Source organism: Microbacterium sp. LjRoot205 (genome assembly GCF_056175745.1).
This window is the reverse complement of sequence record NZ_JBGFFH010000001.1, coordinates 62,358-80,973: the sequence shown is the minus strand read 5'-3', so window position 1 is coordinate 80,973 and position 18,616 is coordinate 62,358. Positions and strand designations below refer to the sequence as shown.

The 18,616-nt window shown below is 69.3% G+C and carries 17 protein-coding genes and 1 pseudogene; 17 read left to right on the top strand and 1 reads right to left on the bottom strand.

What is annotated here, in order from left to right; all coding sequences use genetic code 11:
• The first annotated feature begins 96 nt into the window (after nt 1–96).
• The 8 genes from AC04ME_RS00440 to AC04ME_RS00405 are packed head-to-tail and all read left to right on the top strand — an operon-like array spanning nt 97 to nt 7,700.
• Nucleotides 97–1,095: a metal ABC transporter solute-binding protein, Zn/Mn family gene (locus tag AC04ME_RS00440; RefSeq protein ID WP_475433024.1), complete on the top strand. Its 999-nt coding sequence runs from the start codon at nt 97–99 to the stop codon at nt 1,093–1,095.
• Nucleotides 1,092–1,946, top strand: a complete 855-nt coding sequence (locus AC04ME_RS00435) for a metal ABC transporter ATP-binding protein (protein WP_475433023.1) — start codon at nt 1,092–1,094, stop codon at nt 1,944–1,946. The genes AC04ME_RS00440 and AC04ME_RS00435 overlap by 4 nt, the downstream gene beginning before the upstream one ends.
• A complete protein-coding gene (locus AC04ME_RS00430) occupies nt 1,943–2,821 on the top strand; it encodes a metal ABC transporter permease (protein ID WP_197066007.1) in 879 nt (292 codons plus the stop codon). The genes AC04ME_RS00435 and AC04ME_RS00430 overlap by 4 nt, the downstream gene beginning before the upstream one ends.
• Nucleotides 2,822–2,865: 44 nt before the next feature.
• A complete protein-coding gene (locus tag AC04ME_RS00425) occupies nt 2,866–3,282 on the top strand; it encodes a Fur family transcriptional regulator (RefSeq protein ID WP_042540517.1) in 417 nt (138 codons plus the stop codon).
• Between the two features lie 23 nt (nt 3,283–3,305).
• Nucleotides 3,306–4,313, top strand: coding sequence for a permease (locus tag AC04ME_RS00420; protein ID WP_042540554.1), 1,008 nt, complete (start codon nt 3,306–3,308; stop codon nt 4,311–4,313).
• Complete coding sequence (locus tag AC04ME_RS00415) at nt 4,306–5,100, top strand: TIGR03943 family putative permease subunit (protein WP_475433022.1); 795 nt, start codon at nt 4,306–4,308, stop codon at nt 5,098–5,100. The genes AC04ME_RS00420 and AC04ME_RS00415 overlap by 8 nt, the downstream gene beginning before the upstream one ends.
• Entirely contained in the window at nt 5,090–7,000 is a 1,911-nt protein-coding gene (locus AC04ME_RS00410; RefSeq protein ID WP_475433020.1) for an Ig-like domain-containing domain, read from the top strand. The genes AC04ME_RS00415 and AC04ME_RS00410 overlap by 11 nt, the downstream gene beginning before the upstream one ends.
• 4 nt (nt 7,001–7,004) lie before the next feature.
• On the top strand, nt 7,005–7,700 hold the full coding sequence (locus AC04ME_RS00405) for a DNA-3-methyladenine glycosylase (RefSeq protein WP_079113780.1): 696 nt from the start codon (nt 7,005–7,007) through the stop codon (nt 7,698–7,700).
• A 9-nt stretch (nt 7,701–7,709) separates the two neighbouring features.
• On the opposite strand, the gene AC04ME_RS00400 is transcribed toward AC04ME_RS00405, so the two are convergent.
• Nucleotides 7,710–8,720 carry a LacI family DNA-binding transcriptional regulator gene (locus tag AC04ME_RS00400; protein WP_042540523.1) on the bottom strand — a complete coding sequence of 337 codons (1,011 nt, stop codon included), beginning with the start codon at nt 8,718–8,720 and terminating at the stop codon, nt 7,710–7,712.
• Between the two features lie 140 nt (nt 8,721–8,860).
• On the opposite strand from AC04ME_RS00400, the gene AC04ME_RS00395 reads away from it, so the two are divergent.
• The 9 genes and pseudogenes from AC04ME_RS00395 (at nt 8,861) to AC04ME_RS00355 (ending at nt 18,462) form a co-directional block, all read left to right on the top strand.
• Nucleotides 8,861–10,870 (top strand): beta-galactosidase, encoded by a 2,010-nt coding sequence (locus tag AC04ME_RS00395; RefSeq protein WP_475433018.1) that lies wholly within the window; start codon nt 8,861–8,863, stop codon nt 10,868–10,870.
• Entirely contained in the window at nt 10,867–11,796 is a 930-nt protein-coding gene (locus tag AC04ME_RS00390) for a carbohydrate ABC transporter permease (RefSeq protein ID WP_042540527.1), read from the top strand. Before AC04ME_RS00395 ends, AC04ME_RS00390 begins: the two co-directional genes overlap by 4 nt.
• The gene (locus AC04ME_RS00385) at nt 11,793–12,698 is read left to right on the top strand and encodes a carbohydrate ABC transporter permease (protein WP_194285975.1); all 906 of its coding nucleotides are present in this window, start codon (nt 11,793–11,795) and stop codon (nt 12,696–12,698) included. The genes AC04ME_RS00390 and AC04ME_RS00385 overlap by 4 nt, the downstream gene beginning before the upstream one ends.
• Nucleotides 12,699–12,792: 94 nt before the next feature.
• Nucleotides 12,793–14,117, top strand: a pseudogene (locus tag AC04ME_RS00380) (ABC transporter substrate-binding protein).
• Nucleotides 14,118–14,189: 72 nt separating this feature from the next.
• Complete coding sequence (locus AC04ME_RS00375) at nt 14,190–16,310, top strand: alpha-galactosidase (RefSeq protein ID WP_475433016.1); 2,121 nt, start codon at nt 14,190–14,192, stop codon at nt 16,308–16,310.
• A gap of 163 nt (nt 16,311–16,473) precedes the next feature.
• Complete coding sequence (gene rpmB, locus AC04ME_RS00370) at nt 16,474–16,710, top strand: 50S ribosomal protein L28 (RefSeq protein WP_042540533.1); 237 nt, start codon at nt 16,474–16,476, stop codon at nt 16,708–16,710.
• Nucleotides 16,710–16,880, top strand: a complete 171-nt coding sequence (rpmG, locus tag AC04ME_RS00365) for a 50S ribosomal protein L33 (RefSeq protein WP_017203558.1) — start codon at nt 16,710–16,712, stop codon at nt 16,878–16,880. Before rpmB ends, rpmG begins: the two co-directional genes overlap by 1 nt.
• 3 nt (nt 16,881–16,883) lie before the next feature.
• Complete coding sequence (gene rpsN, locus AC04ME_RS00360; protein ID WP_042540535.1) at nt 16,884–17,189, top strand: 30S ribosomal protein S14; 306 nt, start codon at nt 16,884–16,886, stop codon at nt 17,187–17,189.
• A gap of 430 nt (nt 17,190–17,619) precedes the next feature.
• Nucleotides 17,620–18,462, top strand: a complete 843-nt coding sequence (locus AC04ME_RS00355; protein WP_475433014.1) for an endonuclease domain-containing protein — start codon at nt 17,620–17,622, stop codon at nt 18,460–18,462.
• Nucleotides 18,463–18,616: the final 154 nt, after the last annotated feature.

The following is an 18,616-nucleotide window of genomic DNA, read 5'->3' as shown; positions in this document are numbered from 1 at the left end:
GCGGTCCTGCAGACGGCGCGGTGGCGAGCCAACCCGACATCAGGGCGGCGAACGGCCGATTTGATAATGGTTCTCATTAGCGTTTAGAGTGAGAGCATGAAGAAGCCGTTCGTCGCCCTCGCCCTCGCATCCGTCGCCGCGCTCTCGCTGGCCGGATGCTCCACCACTCCCGCAGCGGGAGAGGGTGCCGGCGACACCGTCACGATCGCTGCGAGCACCAACGTCTACGGCTCGCTCGCCGCGCAGATCGGCGGCGACCGCGTCGATGTGACCTCGATCATCACCTCGGCCACGCAGGATCCGCACTCGTACGAGGCATCGGCCCGCGACCGGCTCACCGTGCAGAAGGCCGACCTCGTGATCGAGAACGGCGGCGGCTACGACGGCTTCATCGACACGCTGCTGCAGGATGCGCAGGACGTGCACGTGGTCAGCGCCGTCGAGTTCTCACACGACTTCCCCGGCAACGAAGGCCACTCCGACGAGGAGGGCACGAGCGAGGAAGACCACGACCACGACCACGATCACGCCGAAGGTGAAGAGGGCCACGAGGGTCACAACCACATCGAGGGCTTCAACGAGCACGTCTGGTTCGACCCGCACACGATGATCCACGTCGTCGAGGCCATCGCCGACGAGCTCGCCACCATCGATCCGGACGGCGAGGCGGAGTTCACCGCCAACGCCGAAGAGATCGTCGCCGACCTCGAGGGCTTCGAGGCCGACCTCGAGACGCTGAAGACGGATGCCGCCGGTGCGAACGTGATCATCACCGAGCCGCTGCCCGGCTACATCGCCACCGCCGCCGGACTCACCGACGTCACGCCCGAGGGGTTCGCCGAGGCCGTCGAGGAGGGCAGCGATGTCGCCCCTGCGACGCTGCTCGACACCCTCAACGTCGTCGACGGCGGCGATGTGGCGGCCGTGCTCACGAACGCGCAGACCGGTGGAGCCGAGACGCAGCGCGTCGAGGATGCCGCAACCGCGGCCGGCATCCCTGTCGTCGCCTTCACGGAGCTGCTGCCCGAAGGATCGTCGTACTCTGAGTGGATGAGTGACGCGATCCAGAGCCTCGCCGACGCGCTGCAGTCGTGAGCGCCGCCGCCGACGCGCGGGCGGGAGCCGAGAAGTCGAACCCGGTGCTCGAAGTGCGGGGAGCCGCGCTCCAGCGCGGTGACCGCGAGCTGTGGTCGGGACTGGACCTCACGGTCGAGCCCGGCGAGTTCATCGCCGTGCTCGGTCCGTCTGGTTCGGGCAAGACCACGCTGCTGCGCAGCATCCTGGGCCTGCAGCCGCTGTCGGCCGGCGAGATCACGTTCGCGGGCGAACCCGTGCGCAAAGGGAATCCGCGCATCGGATACATCCCGCAGCAGCGCTCACTCGCCCCGGACACGAGCATGCGGGCCCGCGACCTCGTCGCGCTCGGCGTGCAGGGCAGCCGCTTCGGATTCCCGATCCCGCACCGCGGCGACCGGGCCAAGGTCGATCAGCTGCTGACCTCGGTCGGAGCCGCGCACTATGCCGATCGCCGTGTCGGGCTGCTGTCGGGCGGTGAGCAGCAGCGGCTGCGCGTCGGCCAGGCGCTCGCCGACGAGCCGACCCTGCTGCTGTGCGACGAGCCGCTGTCGAACCTCGACCTCGCGAATCAGGTCGCCATCACCGACATCATCGACCGCCAGCGTCGCGATCGCCGCGCCGCCGTGCTGTTCGTGACCCACGACATCAACCCGATCCTCGGCCGCGTCGACCGCATCCTCTATATCGCGGGTGGCCGCTTCGTGCTCGGCACCCCCGAAGAGGTGCTGCAGACGCGGGTGCTCACCGAGCTCTACGGCACCCCGGTGTTCGTGCTGCGAGCGGGCGACCGGCTGGTCGTCGTCGGAGTGCCGGATGCCGAGCCCCACCATGAGCACGCGCACGATCACGACCACGGAAGTGCCGCATGAACGTCATCACCGGCATCGTCCCCGCGGTCGACTGGAGCGACGTCTTCTCGTTCCAGGACTACGGCGAGCTCGTCGCCCTGCTCGCGAACTCGATCATCGCGGGAGCGGTGCTCGGCATCGTCGGAGGACTCATCGGCGTCTTCGTGATGCAGCGCGACCTCGCGTTCGCGGTGCACGGAGTGAGCGAGCTGTCGTTCGCCGGGGCCGCCGCGGCGCTGCTGTTCGGCGGCAGCGTGGTCGTCGGGTCGCTCGGCGGCGCCCTGGTCGCGGCGATCCTGATCGGCATCCTCGGCGCCAAGGCCCGCGACCGCAACTCGATCGTCGGAGTGCTGATGCCGTTCGGCCTCGGCCTCGGCATCCTGTTCCTGTCTCTCTACGACGGGCGCAGCGCCAACCGGTTCAGTCTGCTCACCGGGCAGATCGTCTCGGTCTCGAGCCCCGACCTCGGCTGGCTGCTCGGCATCAGCATCGTGGTGCTGCTCGGCCTGCTGCTCATGTGGAACCCGCTGCGCTTCGACTCGCTCGACCCCGAGTCCGCGGCCGCCCGCGGTGTGCCCACGCGGGCCGTCAGCCTGCTGTTCATGGTGCTGCTCGGCCTGATCGTCGCGGTCAGCGTGCACATCATCGGCGCCCTGCTCGTGATGGCGCTGCTCGTGACTCCCGCGGCCGCCGCGATGCGCGTCTCGGCCGGACCCGTCGCCGTGCCGCTGCTCGCTGCACTGTTCGGCTTCGTGTCGGCCGTCGGCGGCATCCTGCTGGCTCTCGCGGGCACTCTGCCGGTCAGCCCGTACATCACGACCCTGTCGTTCACGATCTACGTCGTGTGCTGGATCATCCAGCGCGCCCGCGGCGGCGTGCGACGAGTGCGGGCCTGACGTTCCCAGGGCCCGGCAAGGGCGGCGCGCCTAGAATCGTGGGTATGGCTCAGCGGAACACCTGGCAGCGCGATCGCGTGCGCGAAGCCCTCGCCGATGCGCGAGGGTTCGTCAGCGCGCAGAACCTGCATGCCTCGCTGCGCGACGACAACACCGGCATCGGCCTCGCCACGGTGTATCGCGCGCTGGCCGGGCTCGCCGCCGCGGGCGACGCCGACTCGCTGCAGAGCCCCGAGGGTGAGGCGCTCTACCGCGCCTGCACGACCCAGGGTCACCACCACCACCTGATCTGCCGCAACTGCGGACTCACGGTCGAGATCGAAGCGACCGACGTCGAGCAGTGGGCGCACCGCACCGCGGCTCTGCACGGCTTCACGGATGCCGCACACGTCGTCGACATCTTCGGACTGTGCGCCTCCTGCACCAACAAGCGCGACGCCGAAGAGGCAGCGAACGCGTGACCACCCAGGCCGCTCCACGGACGGTGCACGCGCACCGACCCTCCCGATCGCCGCGCTCGCCGTGGATCGGAGTGGGCCTCGGCGCGGCGATCGTGGCCGCGCTCTTCCTGGTCGACCGGTTCCTGCCGACGCTCTTCACCGCGAGCCTGCCGAGCAGGGCGCAGGACGGGCTGACGCTCGCGCTGAGCGTGCTCATCGAGGCTCTGCCGTTCGTGATCCTCGGCGTGCTGCTGTCGATCGTCGTGCAGGTGTGGCTGCCGGCCGATGTGATCCACCGCTGGCTGCCGAAGCGCGCATGGGCGCGTCGTGCCGTGCTGTCGCTGCTCGGCATGCTGATCCCGGTGTGCGAGTGCGGCAACGTGCCGTTCGCGCGCGGACTGATGATGCGGGGTCTCGCCCCCGCCGAGGCGCTCACCTTCCTGATCGCCGCCCCGATCGTCAACCCGATCGTCATCCTCACCACGCATGCGGCCTTCGGCTTCGACGACGGCATCCTGGTGGCGCGTCTCATCGGCGGCTACCTGATCGCCAACCTGATCGGCTGGATCTACAGCCGGCACCCCTCGCCCGACTCCCTGCTCACGCAGCGCTTCATCGACACCTGCGACCGCGTCACGCACGAGCACGGCACCCCTGTTCGCCGCAGCCTCACGCAGTTCCTCGTCGAGCTGCGCGCGGTCATGCCGGCCCTCGTGATCGGCTCGGCGCTCGCCGGGGCCGTGCAGGTGCTGATCCCGCGCGAGGTGCTGCTGGCCATCGGCTCGAACCCGGTGCTGTCGATCCTCGCGATGATGGCGCTCGCGATGACCGTCGCGATCTGCTCGAACGTCGACGCGTTCTTCGCACTCTCGTTCGCCTCGACCTTCTCGTCGGGCGCTCTCGTCGCGTTCCTGCTCGTCGGCCCCCTCGTCGACGTCAAGATGCTCGCGCTCATGCGCACGACATTCACCACCCGCACGCTCGCCGGCATCGTCGGCGTGGTGGTGTTCGCCGCCTTCGCGATCGGGATCGGGGTGAACGTCCTTGTCTGATCACGCACCCACCTCTGACGCGCCTTCTTCGCGCGCCCGGGCACTCGGCACCCGCTGGCTGGGCATCGGCCTCGCCACGGTCATCTCGGTCGTCACTCTCGGACTCGGCCTGACCGGACGACTGAACCTCTACATCAGCCCCGAATCGGTGTGGTTCGCCTGCGCCGCGGCCGTCGTGACGCTCGCGGGCGCGATCTGGTCGTGCACGCTGCCGCTCGGCGAAGAGGGCGACCACGGCCACGACCATGGCGACAGCCACGAGGCGGATGCCGCGCCGACGCCGCGCCGCTCCCTCGCCCTGGCCGGCACGGTGACCGGCGGTGTCGTGGCCACTGGCGTCGTGATCGCCGCGCTCGTGCTGCCTCCCGCATCGCTGTCGGTCGAACTCGCGATGTCGAGGGTCGGTGAGCAGACCGCCCTGTTCGCCGGGGCCGACGACGTGACCCTCGGCGTGGCCGACACCGCCACCTTCGGGGTCGGCGACTGGGCGAGCGTGTTCGCCACGGCGACCAACACCGCGGCCTACGACGGAAAGACGGTCACACTGACCGGATTCGTGACCCCGACGGATGCCGACGGCGTCAACCTCACCCGCCTGGTCATCACGCACTGCGTGATCGACGCGCAGCCGGCGACCCTGCCCGTGACGATCGACGCCGGAGAGTTCGACACCGGCCAGTGGGTCGAGGTCGAAGGCACGGTCAAGGCGGATGCCGACGGCTCGCTGCACGTCGAACCGACGACCGTCACCGCGATCGACGAGCCTTCGGATCCATATGAGTACTGACGACGAGCGCCGCGACGAGCCGGCGGTGCCGCGCACCCGGGCCGAGCTGCGTGCCGCGCGCGAGGCCGAGGCGGCAGCTGCCTCCCGTGCGTCGAACGGCGAGGGCGGAGCCGACCGAGACGAAATGCCTCCCCAGTCGACACCGCGTTTCGTCTCGCCTGCGGCTCGCTCAACGACCAGTGAAGAAGCCGTTTCTCCCCGTTCGTCGAGCGAGGACGGCGGAGCCGACCGAGACGAAACGCCTCTCGCGACAGGGCCGCGTGCCGTCTCACCCGTGGCCCGCTCGACGGGCGATGAGCGGCCGATGCGCTCGACCTTCGTCCCGCCGGATGCCGAGTCGACGACCACGCTCGCGGCGCACTCCTCGACCGACTATGCGCCCCCCGCGCCGGAGAAGCCCAAGCCCGCGAAGCAGCCGAAGCCCGCGAAGGCGCCCAAGCCCGCGAAGCAGCCGAAGGCGCCGAAGCCCGCGAAGCAGCCGAAGGCGCCGAAGCCCGAGAAGGCGCCCGCGCCTGAGAAGTCCGCCACCTCGAGCGACCGCCGATTCCTGCTGGCGCTCGGCGCCGTGATGGCCATCCTCGTGCTGGTGGGTGCCGGACTCGGCGTCGTCAGCCTCACGCAGGGCCCGCGCATCACCGAGGTGCAGGTGAATCCGACCGAGGCGATCGAGGCCTCGGGAAGCCGTGTCATCCTCACCGCCAACCAGTCTCTGGCCGCGATCGACGAGTCGCAGGTGACGGTCGACCCCGCGGTGCCGTTCACCCTCGACGCCGCAGGCCGTGGCATCGGCATCCGCTTCACCGTGCCGCTCGATGACGACACCGAGTACACCGTGAAGGTCGCCGATGCCGTGGGCGCCGGAGGCGGCCCCAGCGCGACGCTCTCGACGAGCTTCTCGACTCCGGCGTCGAACATCTTCCTGCTGCGTCGAGATGCCGACGGCGACGACCAGATCTTCCGCACCGACCTGACGGGCGAGAAGGCGCAGCCCGTCTTCGCCGCCGACAGGATCAACGACTTCCGCGCGACCTCCTCGCAGCTCGTCGTCTCGGTCGAGGAGGATGAAGGCTCGAAGCTGCTCGTGATGGACCGTGACGGCCAGAACCCGCGCGAACTCGAGCTTCCCGGCGTCGGATACGTGGGCGCGATCCAGGTCTCTGACCGCGGGGGCCTGGTCGGCTACAGCTACTCCGACAAGGAGCTCAGCGACACCGAGGGGCGGGCCAGCGTGCTCGTCACGCAGTCGCTGAGCGGCGACGACGAACCGGTGGTGACCGAGGTCGGCGACAAGGAGGCGAACATCTTCGTCTGGCAGTTCGTGCCCGACAGCGCCGCCGTGCTCTTCATCGACTTCGACGGTGCGCTCTCGCTGGTCGATCGCACGACCGACGCGGGGGTCCAGTCCCTCGGACTCGCGACGACCATTCAGGGCATCTCGCGAGGAACCTACACGGCGATCGTCGAGCGACTCGACGGTTCGGTGGTCGAGCTGAACCTCACCGACGGCTCGGAGGTGCCGCTCGAGGCGTCGACTCCCGACTACGGCTCCGCGATCACGATCACGCCCTTCCCCGGCGGCACGCTGCGCCACGTCGTCTCGCGCGATGAGAACGGGCTGCCCATCGGGCAGGCGGTCATCCGGGTCGACGAGGAAGGGGCCGCGACGCCTCTCGTCGAGGTGGACTCGACCGACTCGATCCTTCAGGCCTGCGCATCGCCCAGCGGACAGTATGCCGCGGTCGTGATCGCGCCCGACCTCGCCGACAACCCCTACGACCAGATGCTGCTGCCGCTGCCCGAGAACCTCGAGACGCACCTGCTCGACCTGCGCACGGGCGACGAGATCGTGGCCCTCACCGGCTTCGACGCGTCGTGGTGCCAGACGGCGCCGCAGTTCTGACCGCATGCCGACGGATGCCCTGCACCGAGCGACCCGCATCGAGCTGAGCGGGTTGCCGGTCGAGGTCGCACCACTTCTGCTCGGCGCAGAGCTGCGCACGGTCGTTGCGGGCTCCGAGGTGCGACTCCGGCTCACCGAGGTCGAGGCGTATCACGGTCAGGGCACCGGTCCGGAGGCCGATCCGGGCTCCCACGCCCGCATGGGCCGCACCGCGCGCAACGCGACGATGTGGGGCGAGCCGGGCCATCTGTACGTCTACCTGAGCCACGGCATCCACTCGTGCGTGAACGTCGTCTCGGGGCTCGAGGGCCAGGCCGGCGGAATCCTGCTGCGCGCGGGCGAGGTCGTGCACGGAGCGGATGCCGCGGCCGTGCGCCGCCGCGCGACGACCCCGTTGACGGCGACGGCGCTGCGTGACCTCGCGAAGGGGCCGGGCCGATTCGGCCAGGCGGTGGGGCTGCGGCATCCGATCCACGACGGGATCGACGCGATCACCGGCGAGGAGTTCGAGGGTGCTCGCGCCGAGCTGTGGCTGCGCGACGAACCGATCACCGACGTGGCGACCGGCCCGCGAGTGGGCGTGGCCGGCGTGGCCGGCACCGCGGCGTTCCCCTGGCGCTTCTGGATCGCGGGCGACCCGACGGTCTCGACGTTCCGGTGGGGGAGAGGCGCTCAGGCCGAGTCTCTCGGCCCCGCCTGAGGCCAGCGCTCAGGCAGAGTCTCTCCAGACGACGGGCGTCGGCAGCATGATGCCCTCCCGCGGGCGCTGATCGTCGCGCAGCTGCGCGAGGACGGATGCCGCGGCCGCGGCCCCCAGCCCTTCGGCGGGCTGATCGACGGTCGAGAGCAGCGGGGTGGTGCGCGTCGCCCAGCTGCTGTTGTCGAAGCCCACGACGCCCACGTCGTCTGGCACCCGGCGTCCGGCTTCGCGAAGCGCCCACATCGCACCCGCGGCGACGGCATCCGACGCGGCGAAGACCCCGTCGATGTCCGGCGCCCGCTCGAGCAGTCGCGTCATCGCCGCGGCTCCGTCGGCGTAGGAGTACAGCGGCACCTCTTCGACGAGGTCGGGGTCGAAGTCGTCGCCGAGCGCGTCGGTGAAGCCCGCGAGGCGGTCGGTGCCCGAATCCCGGTCGAGGGCGGCCGCGATCATGCCGACCCGTGTGCGCCCCGTCGCCAGGAGGCGTGAGGTGACGGCCTGCGCGGCGCCGCGGTTGTCGACGCCGACCCACGCCGCGTCGACATCGGGTGGGTGGCCGACATAGGTCACGGGCAGGTCGAGTCGCATGACGGCCTTGGTGATCGGGTCCTGTGCTCGCGCCGAGACGATGACGGCTCCGTCGACGAATCCGCCGTTGAGGTAGCGGGCGACGCGCTCGGTGTCGCGCACCGAGTCCACGACGAGGCACACCATCTGGTAATCGGCCTCGGAGAGGGTCTCGTTCGTGCCGAGCATGATCGCGCCGATGTTGGGGTCTTCGAGGAACAGCGCATGCGGCTCGTGCACGATGAACGCGATGGCCTGCGTGCGCTGACGCACGAGGTTCTGCGCGGCGGTGTTGGGCACGTACCCGACCTCGCGGATCGCGTCTTCGATCGCGGTCCGGGCGGAATCCGAGACGTAGCCGCCGTTGATCACCCGGCTGACGGTTCCTCTCGAGACCCCGGCCACGCGCGCCACGTCGTGCACGGTGCTGCGACGACGGGCGGAAGTGCTCATGATCGACAGCCTAGCGACCCGGACTTGACGGGATTCACCGCGACATGCGACGATGTGTGCACGTTCACAGAAATTCCGATCGCTGTTCTCATGCCGCGAGCTGTGCACGTGCACACATGAACCGCAAAGGAGCGTCACCGATGGCCGCCGCTGTGTCCGACCGCATCGCCACCCTCTCCGCAGGGCGCGGCCTCGTCTTCGGATGCGACTACAACCCCGAGCAGTGGGATCGCAGCGTCTGGCCCGACGACGTGCGGCTCATGCGGCAGGCCGGCATCGGACTCGTGGCGATCAACATCTTCGGCTGGTCGTCGATCAACCCCGCTCCGGGGGCCTGGGATTTCAGCGCACTCGACGAGATCATCGAGCTGCTGCACGCGGCGGAGATCCGCATCAATCTCGGCACCGGCACCGCGTCTCCTGCTCCCTGGCTCACCGCCCGCCACCCCGAGATCCTCCCGGTCGGCGAAGACGGCACGGTCTTCCACCAGGGCGGTCGTCAGGGCTACTGCCCGAGTTCCCCGCTCTTCCGGGACTACGCCGCCGAGGTCGTCACCCGCGTCGTCGAGCGCTACGGGAACCACCCCGCCGTGTCGCTCTGGCATGTGTCGAACGAACTGGGCTGCCACAACGCGCTCTGCTACTGCGACACGAGCGCCGAGGCGTTCCGCGGCTGGCTGCGCGACCGCTACGACGACATCGAAGCGCTCAACCGCGCCTGGGGCACGACGTTCTGGAGCCAGCGCTACTCCGACTTCGACGACGTGCGCGTGCCGGCGCAGGCCCTGTCGCTGCGCAACCCCGGCCAGATCCTCGACTTCCAGCGGTTCAGCTCCGACGAGCAGCTCGCGCTCTACCGCGCCGAGGCCGAGATCCTGCGCGAGCACAGCGAGGTGCCGGTCACGACCAACTTCATGGTCACCGCGCACATCCGCAACCTCGACTACTGGACGTGGGCGGGCGAGATGGATCTGATCGCCAACGACCACTATCTCGACCGCCGCCTCGACGATGCACGCGGAGAACTCTCGTTCGCCGCCGACCTCACCCGAGGCCTCGCGCAGGGCGCGCCGTGGCTGCTGATGGAGACCTCGACCGGCGCCGTGAACTGGCAGCCCTACAACCTCGCCAAGGCCCCGGGTGAGCTGCAGCGCAACATCGCCGCGCACGTGGCACGCGGCGCCGACGGCATCTGCTTCTTCCAGTGGCGGGCCTCGACGCAGGGCGCCGAGAAGTACCACACGGCCCTCGTGCCCCACGCGGGCGAGGACTCCGACCAGTGGCGCGAGGTCGTCGAGCTCGGCGGTCTGCTCGACCGCCTCGGCGACGTCGCCGGCACACGAGTCGCCGCCGATGCGGCCCTGTTCTTCTCCTGGGAGAGCTGGTGGGCGACCGAGAACGAGGGCCGCCCGAGCGAGGGGCTCACATACCTCGGGCAGGTGCACGCCGCGCACGCGGCACTGGCGGATGCCGGTGTCACCACCGATGTCGTCCGTCCGGGCGCAGACCTCGACGGGTACCGCCTGCTGGTCGTGCCCGCGCTGCACCTCATCAGCGACGCGGATGCCGCGGCGATCGCCCGCGCGGTCGAGAACGGCGCCACGGCTCTCATCACGTTCTTCAGCGGCATCGTCGACGAGGAGGATCGGGTGCGCACCGGCGGCTACCCCGGCGCGTTCCGCGAGCTGCTCGGCATCCGCTCGGAGGAGTTCGCACCGCTCCGTCCCGACGAGTCCGTGACCCTCAGCGACGGCACGACGGGAACGATCTGGAGCGAACGGCTCAAGACGACGGGTGCCGAGGTCGTCGCGTCGTTCGTCGACGGCCCCGCCGCCGGCGGCCCTGCGATCACACGCCGCGCGGCAGGCGAGGGCGAGGCCTGGTTCCTCGGAACCCAGCCCGCTCGCGACGACTACCGCCGACTGATCGCGCGGCTCGCGGCATCCGCCGGCATCGCCCCGACGCCGGGCGCCGGACCCGACGTCGAGATCGTGCGCCGCACCGGCGACGCCGGGTCGTTCCTGTTCGTCATCAACCACGGATCGACGGATGTCGAGATCGCGACCTCGGGCCACGACCTCGTCACCGACGCCGCCGCCACCGGGCTCGTGCCGGCGGGGGCCGTCCGCATCATCAAGGAGGATGTATGACCACCACGCTCACCGCTCCGGCGGTCGCCTCAGCGCCCCGGGCGCCGGGCCGCCGCCGACGGATTCCGCACAAGGGCGCGATCGCGTTCCTCATCGTGCCCTTCGGCGTGCTGTTCGCGCTGTTCTACGTCGTGCCGATCGCCTACGCCTTCTGGCAGTCGCTGCTCGTCGTCGAGCGCGACGGCACCTTCGGCAAGGCCGAGCAGGTGTTCGGCGGCTTCGCCCAGTACGTGCTCGTCTTCCAGAACGAGGCGTTCTGGAGCTCGATGGGGCGGATGCTGACGTTCGGCGTCGTGCAGGTGCCGGTCATGCTCGGCCTCGCCCTGCTGTTCGCGCTGCTGCTCGACTCGCCGCTCGTGCGGGGCAAGCGCTTCTTCCGTCTCGCGTTCTTCGTGCCCTACGCGGTGCCCGGCGTCATCGCCGCGATCATGTGGGGCTCGCTGTTCTCGCCCAACCTGTCGCCGTTCACCGCGATCACCAAGAACATCGACTTCCTCGGTGCCGACCTCGTGCTGTGGTCGATCGCGAACGTCGTCACCTGGGTCTACGTCGGCTACAACATGCTGATCATCTACTCGGCGCTGCTCTCGATCCCGCAGGAGCTCTACGAGGCGGCCATCCTCGACGGCGCAGGCCAGTGGCGCATCGCCTGGTCGATCAAGATCCCGCTGGTGCGCCCGGCGATCGTCATGACCGCGATCTTCTCGATCATCGGCACGCTGCAGCTGCTCGCCGAGCCCCAGGTCTTCCGCTCGTTCAGCTCGGCGGTGACCAGCACCTTCACCCCGAACATGACCGTGTACGCCACGGCATCCATCCCGAACACCAACCTGGCGGCCGCCTTCTCGGTCGTGCTCGCCGTGACGACGTTCGTGCTGTCGTTCGGGTTCATGAAGTACATGCAGCGCAAGGAGCAGAACGCATGAGCACCATGTCGATCGTCGCCCCTGGCCGGGGCACCCGCGGCAAGGCCCCGCGCGGAAAGGCCGCTCGCGAGTCCGGCATCTCGCGCACCGGCGCCATGCTGATCATGGCCGTGTTCACGGTCTACTTCCTGCTGCCGCTGTGGTGGCTGCTCGTCGCGTCGAGCAAAGAGACCGGCGACATCCTGACCACCGCCCCGCTGTGGTTCGCCGACTTCCACCTGTTCGACAACATCGCGGAGCTGTTCGCCTACCGCGACGGCGTCTACCTGCGGTGGCTGATGAACTCGGTGCTCTACGCGGCACTCGGCGGCGCCATCGCGACCCTGCTCGCCGCCATGGCCGGCTACGCCCTGGCGAAGTACCGGTTCCCGGGCCGCGACCTGATGTTCGACATCGTGCTCGGCGGGGTGCTCGTGCCCGCCACCGCGCTCGCGCTGCCCCTGTTCCTGATCTTCAGCCAGGCGCAGCTGACCAACACGTTCTGGTCGGTCTTCCTGCCGTCGATCGTGAGTCCGTTCGGGGTCTACCTGGCACGGATATTCGCGGCCTCGTCGGTGCCGGACGAGCTGCTCGAAGCGAGTCGACTCGACGGCGCGGGGGAGATCCGCACGTTCTTCACCGTCAGCATCCGGCTGATGACCCCGGCACTGGTGACGATGTTCCTGTTCCAGTTCGTGGCCATCTGGAACAACTTCTTCCTGCCGATGATCATGCTGCGATCCGAAGACCTCTTCCCGGTGGTCTTCGGTCTCTACAACTGGAACAACCAGCTGAATCAGCTGCCAGAACTCCGCGGTCTCGTGCTGATCGGCGCTCTGCTGTCGGTCATCCCGCTGATCGTCACCTTCCTCCTGCTCCAGCGCTTCTGGCGCAACGGACTGGGCGCCGGCGCCCTGAAGTGAGCAGGCAGCCGCCCGGACCGACCGGGCGGCGCACCACCCGCACCACCCGCACCACACACCCGCACCACCCCATCGCATCCACGAAAGGATCGAAATGCAGCATTCGAAGATGAAGGCAGCCGCTGTCATCGCCATCTCGGCGTTCGCGCTCGCCGGTTGCTCGGCATCCGGCGGAGACAGCTCAGGCACCGGCGGCGACGCCGCCTCGTGCACCCCGGCCGACGGCGACGTCACGCTCGAGTTCACCTCCTGGATCCCCGGCATCGAAGACGTCGTGAAGATCTGGAACGACGCCAACCCCGAGATCCAGGTCGACGTGCAGACCGGCCCGAACGGCAACGGCGGCACGTACCAGAACTTCTTCAACCAGATCAAGGCGGGCGACGCTCCTGACCTCGGCCAGATCGAGTACGACGCCCTGCCGAACTTCCTCGTGCAGGACGGTCTCGAAGACCTCAGCGCCTGTGAAGACGTCGTCGCCTCCGAAGACCAGTTCGTCGACTGGGCCTGGGGTCAGGTGACTCTCGGCACCGAGGGCGTCTACGGCGTGCCGCAGGACACCGGCCCCATGGGGCTGTTCTACCGCGCCGACCTGTTCGAGCAGAACGGCATCGAGATCCCCACCACGTGGGACGAGTATCGCGAGGCCGCGGTCAAGATCCGCGAACTGGGCGGCTACATCACCAACTTCTCGCAGTCCGACATCAACCAGTTCGCCGGCTTCGCCTGGCAGGACGGCGCGCAGTGGTTCTCGAGCGACGACGAGGGCTGGACGGTCTCGCTCGCAGACGACGCCACCACCACGGTCGCCGACTACTGGCAGAGCATGCTCGACGACGACCTGGTCGCGACGGTTCCCGCGTGGACCGACGAGTGGAACAACGCCTACAACTCCGGTCAGGTCTGGACCTGGAACTCCGCCGTCTGGGGCGCCAACTCGATCTCGAGCGGCGCACCCGACACCGCGGGCAACTGGGCCGTCGCACCGCTCCCGCAGTGGGAGGAGGGCGGTTCATCCGCCGGCAACTGGGGTGGATCCTCGACCGCCGTGCTCAAGGGCAGCGAGCACCTCTACGAGGCGACGAAGTTCGCGCTGTGGCTGAACACGTCCGATGAGGCGCTGACCGCGCTCGCCGAAGCGGCCAACCTCTACCCGGCCACCACCGCAGGACTCGACCTTCCGGTCTACGCCGAGGGCGTCGAGTTCTACGGCGGCCAGAAGATCTATGACGTCTTCGCCGACGCCGCCACCCAGGTCTCGCCCGACTTCGCGTGGGGCCCGACCATGACCCAGACCTACTCGGACGTGTCCGACGGGTTCAAGGCCGCGGTCTCGGGCAGCGGAACGCTGCTCGACGCGATCGAGAAGGGTCAGACGGCGCCGCGCTCAAGGCCGCGTCGATCCCCGTCAAGGAGTAACACCCTCCGGTGGCCCGCCCGTATGCTCACGGGCGGGCCTCCTGTTTCGTCTGCGACCCGTCTGGAGCGGCAATGAGCGCACTCGTCCACCTGACCTCCGGCGGCGTCAGCGTCGTCATCGACACGACCACTGCGCGCCTGCTGCACTGGGGCGCGGCGCTCGATCCCGCCGACCTCGAGGCGCTCGCCGGGTCGTCGACCGGCTCGGTGACGTTCAGCTCGTTCGACGCCCCCCGGGTCTTCCCGCTGCTCGCCGTCGAGGCCGACGGGTGGTCGGGCGCACCGGCACTCGCGTGGCATCGCGGCGGACTGCACAGCGCGCCGCTGCTGCGGTCTGTCGGGTGGGAGTCGACGGCGACGTCGGTGCGGGCAGAATACTCGGATGCCGGGGCCGGGGTCACGGTCGTGCTCGACCTCGCGTTGGATGCCGGGGGCGTGCTGACCGCGCAGGTGTCGGTCACGAGCACCGCCGACGGCGTCGAGCCGCTGGATCTGCTCGCGGCCCGCATCCTGCTCCCGATTCCCGCCCATGCGACCGAGGTGCTCGACCACACGGGTCGCTGGACCGGCGAGCGGCACCCGCAGCGGGGCGAGCTGCGGCACGGGGCGCATCTGCGACAGGTTCGTCGAGGCCGCGGCGGACACGACGCTCCCTACCTGACCGCGGTCGGCACCGGCGGGTTCGGCTTCCGACGCGGCGAGCTGTGGACCGCGCACGTCGCGTGGAGCGGCGACCTCGAAGTCGGCGTCGAGAGGCTGCCCGAGGGCGCAGGTGTGCACGGGGCTGTGCTCGGCGGAGGTGAGCTGCTGCTGCCGGGCGAGATCCGGCTGGGGGCGGGGGAGACCTACGTGTCGCCGCAGGTGTTCCTCACCTATGGCGAGAGCGGACTCGACTCGGTGTCTGCCCGACTGCACCAGGCGGTGCGTTCGTTCGCCGCGCACCCGACCACGCCGCGCCCCCTCGTGCTGAACACCTGGGAGGCCGTGTACTTCGACCACGACCCGGCGAAGATCGTCGAGCTCGCGGAGGCCGCGGCATCGGTCGGGGTGGAGCGGTTCGTGCTCGATGACGGCTGGTTCCGCGGGCGCCCCGACGACCGCTCGGGGCTCGGCGACTGGTTCATCGACGACGCGAAATGGCCCGACGGACTGCGCCCCCTCGCCGATCACGTGCACGGGCTCGGGATGCAGTTCGGCCTCTGGTTCGAGCCCGAGATGGTGAATCCGGTGTCGGACCTCGCCGAACGGCATCCGGACTGGGTGCTTCAGGCGTCACCCGACTCCGCGACCTGGCGGCACCAGAAGGTGCTCGACCTCTCGAACCCGGATGCCGCCGCCTACCTCTTCGAGCGCATCGACGCTCTGGTCGCCGAGGTCGGCATCGACTTCATCAAGTGGGATCACAACCGCGACCTGCATGCCGCGGTGTCGCCGCGCACCGGCCGCGCGTCGGTGCACGCGCAGACCACCGCGTTCTACGCCCTGCTCGATGCGCTGCGCGAACGGCATCCGTCGGTGGAGATCGAGTCGTGCGCGAGCGGTGGCGCCCGCGTCGACCTCGGCGTGCTGCAGCGCACGCAGCGCGTGTGGGCGTCGGACTCGAACGACCCGATCGAACGGCAGCGGATCCAGCGCTGGACCGGCACACTCGTGCCGCCCGAGCTCGTCGGCTCGCACGTGGGCCCGCCGATCGCCGAGACGACGCACCGCGCGGCATCCCTGCCGTTCCGCATGACGACCGCGCTGTTCGGGCACGCCGGCATCGAGTGGGACATCACCCGGTGCACGTCGGAGGAGCGCGAGATGCTGTCGCGGTGGACCGCCCTCTATCGCGAGCTGCGGCCGCTGCTGCACTCGGGCGTCACGGTGCGCAGCGACGAGGTCGACGACGAGACGCTGCTGCACGGCGTCGTCGCCGGGGACGGCTCGCGGGGCGTGTTCGCGTGGGTGCGTCTGGGCACCTCGGTCGACGGGTTCACGCCGCGCACTCGGATCCCGGGGCTTCAGGCGGGGGAGCGGTACCGGCTGCGGGTGCGCGAGGAGCTCGGATCGGTGTCGCGCCATCAGGTCTCGGACCCCGCGTGGCTGGGGGCCGGCATCGAGGCGTCGGGTTCGCTGCTCGGATCGGTGGGGGTGCCGCTGCCGTTGCTCGCTCCGGGGGCGGCGCTGCTGCTCGAGGCCGTGCGAGTGTGACGGAACGGACCGTGCTAAACTGACTCTTTGTCTGCGCACACTCCTGTGCGTAGTTCGCGTGCTTCCCCTTCTTCTGCCGAGAGATCGGCGCTGCGGGGTGGCGCGCAGACAAGGGATCTTGGGTGAGGCCGTCCGGCCTCACGGTATAGAAGGAGTCACCATCATGGCAGCAGTGTGCCAGGTGACCGGAGCTGTTCCCGGCTTCGGTCACAACGTCTCGCACTCGCACCGCCGGACGAAGCGCCGCTTCGACCCGAACGTGCAGAAGAAGACCTATTTCGTCGCGTCGCTCGGTCGTAAGATCACGCTCAACGTGTCCGCCAAGGGCATCAAGGTGATCGATGTCCGCGGCATCGAGAACGTGGTCAAGGACCTCCAGGCGAAGGGTGTGAAGCTCTAATGGCCAAGAAGGCTCAGGACGTACGTCCGATCATCAAGCTGCGTTCGACGGCAGGTACGGGCTACACGTACGTGACCAAGAAGAACCGCCGCAACACCCCCGACCGCCTCGTGCTCAAGAAGTACGACCCGGTCATCCGTCAGCACGTCGAATTCCGAGAGGAGCGTTGATCAATGGCTAAGAAGAGCAAGATCGCTCGCAACGAGCAGCGCAAGGTCATCGTCGAGCGTTACGCAGAGCGTCGCGCCGAGCTGAAGAAGACCCTCGTCGACCCGAACGCCACCGACGAGGCCCGCGAGGCCGCACGCGTCGGCCTGCAGAAGCTGCCGCGCAACGCGTCGCCGGCTCGCGTGCGTTCGCGCGACGTCATCGACGGCCGCCCCCGCGGTGTCCTCACGAAGTTCGGCGTCTCGCGCGTCCGCTTCCGTGACATGGCACACCGTGGCGAGCTGCCCGGCGTCACCAAGTCGAGCTGGTAAGTCTCAGCAGACAAGCCTGAAGGGGCGAGGATCTTCGGATCCTCGCCCCTTTTCGCGTGCCCGGGGGGCTTCGCCCCGGCATCCGCGCTTCCGCCCGCGGCATCCGCTCTTGCGCCCCGGCATCGCCTCACTCGGCTCTGTCTCCTCTGCGCTTCGGGAGGAGATCTGCGCTTCGGGAGGAGCTATCTCGAGAATTCCTCCTCCCGAGGCGCAGTCCTCCTCCCGACGGATGTTCACGTGTGGGGGCGTGGGGGGTGAGTGGGCCGTGTGGGCACGTGTGGGCCGTGGGCTGCCGCGAGGTGCCGTCGAACGGTCGGGCTTCACGACGCACCGGGCAGGTGCCGAGGGCGGCGTGACCTCTTCTGCACGGATGGGGATCTGAGGCGGCGGGGCACGAATCGTGGATGCCGTGTCGATCGCGGATGCGAGCATGAGTGATCCTCGACGGGTGAACCCCAGACAGGCGCTGACGCAGCGCGACGGCGTGGCCCGCACCGAGACACTGAGGCGGCTCGGGGTCAGCAGGCACGTGCTCCGATCGTCGGTCCAGAGAGGTGACGTCATCGCTGTTCGCCGAGGGTGGGTCGCGCTGCCGGATGCCGACCCGATGCTTCTCGCGGCTGCCCGCCGCGGGGTGTTCCTGACTTGCGTCACGCTCGCGTCGCGGAAAGGGGTGTGGGTGCTCGGCGACTCACAGCCGCACGTCGCTGCGCCGGCGCGATCGGGCCATGTGAAGGTGTCCCGCGGCACGGTGCATTGGAACGAACCGGTGTTCCCGCGGGATCCGGACTCGCGCGAGGACTCCCTCGAGAACGCGCTGATCCTGATCGCGGGGTGCCAGCCGTATGAGAGCGCGCTCGCGACCTGGGAGTCGGCCATGCGACAGAATCTCATCGCCCCCGGCATCCTCGAGCGGGCTCCGCTTCCGCCCACTGCTCGACGTCTGCTCGCGGACGCGCGGCAGTTCGCCGATTCCGGTACCGAGAGCATCTTTCAGGTGCGGCTGAGATGGCTGGGGATCCCCGTCGTGCCGCAGGTCTGGATACTCGGCCATCGGGTCGACTTCGTCATCGGTGAGCGACTGGTGATTCAGATCGACGGCGGCCATCATGTCGGTGAACAGCGGACGAGCGACATCGCCCACGACGCTCTTCTGAAGCTGCACGGCTATCACGTGATCCGCATCGGCTACGACCAGCTGATGAGCCGATGGGCGCAGGTGCAACAGATGATCTTGACCGCGATCGGGCAGCGACTGCACGTCGCGGAGTGAATGATCCGCATCCCTGTCACTGCTGCATCCCTCGGGAGGAAGACTGCGCTTCGGGAGGAGAGAATCCGCAGATCTCTCCTCCCGAAGCGCAGTTCTCCTCCCGAGGCGCTACCCGAGGTGGGGCGAGCGCCGCGGCCGGCCCCGTCGCGAAGGG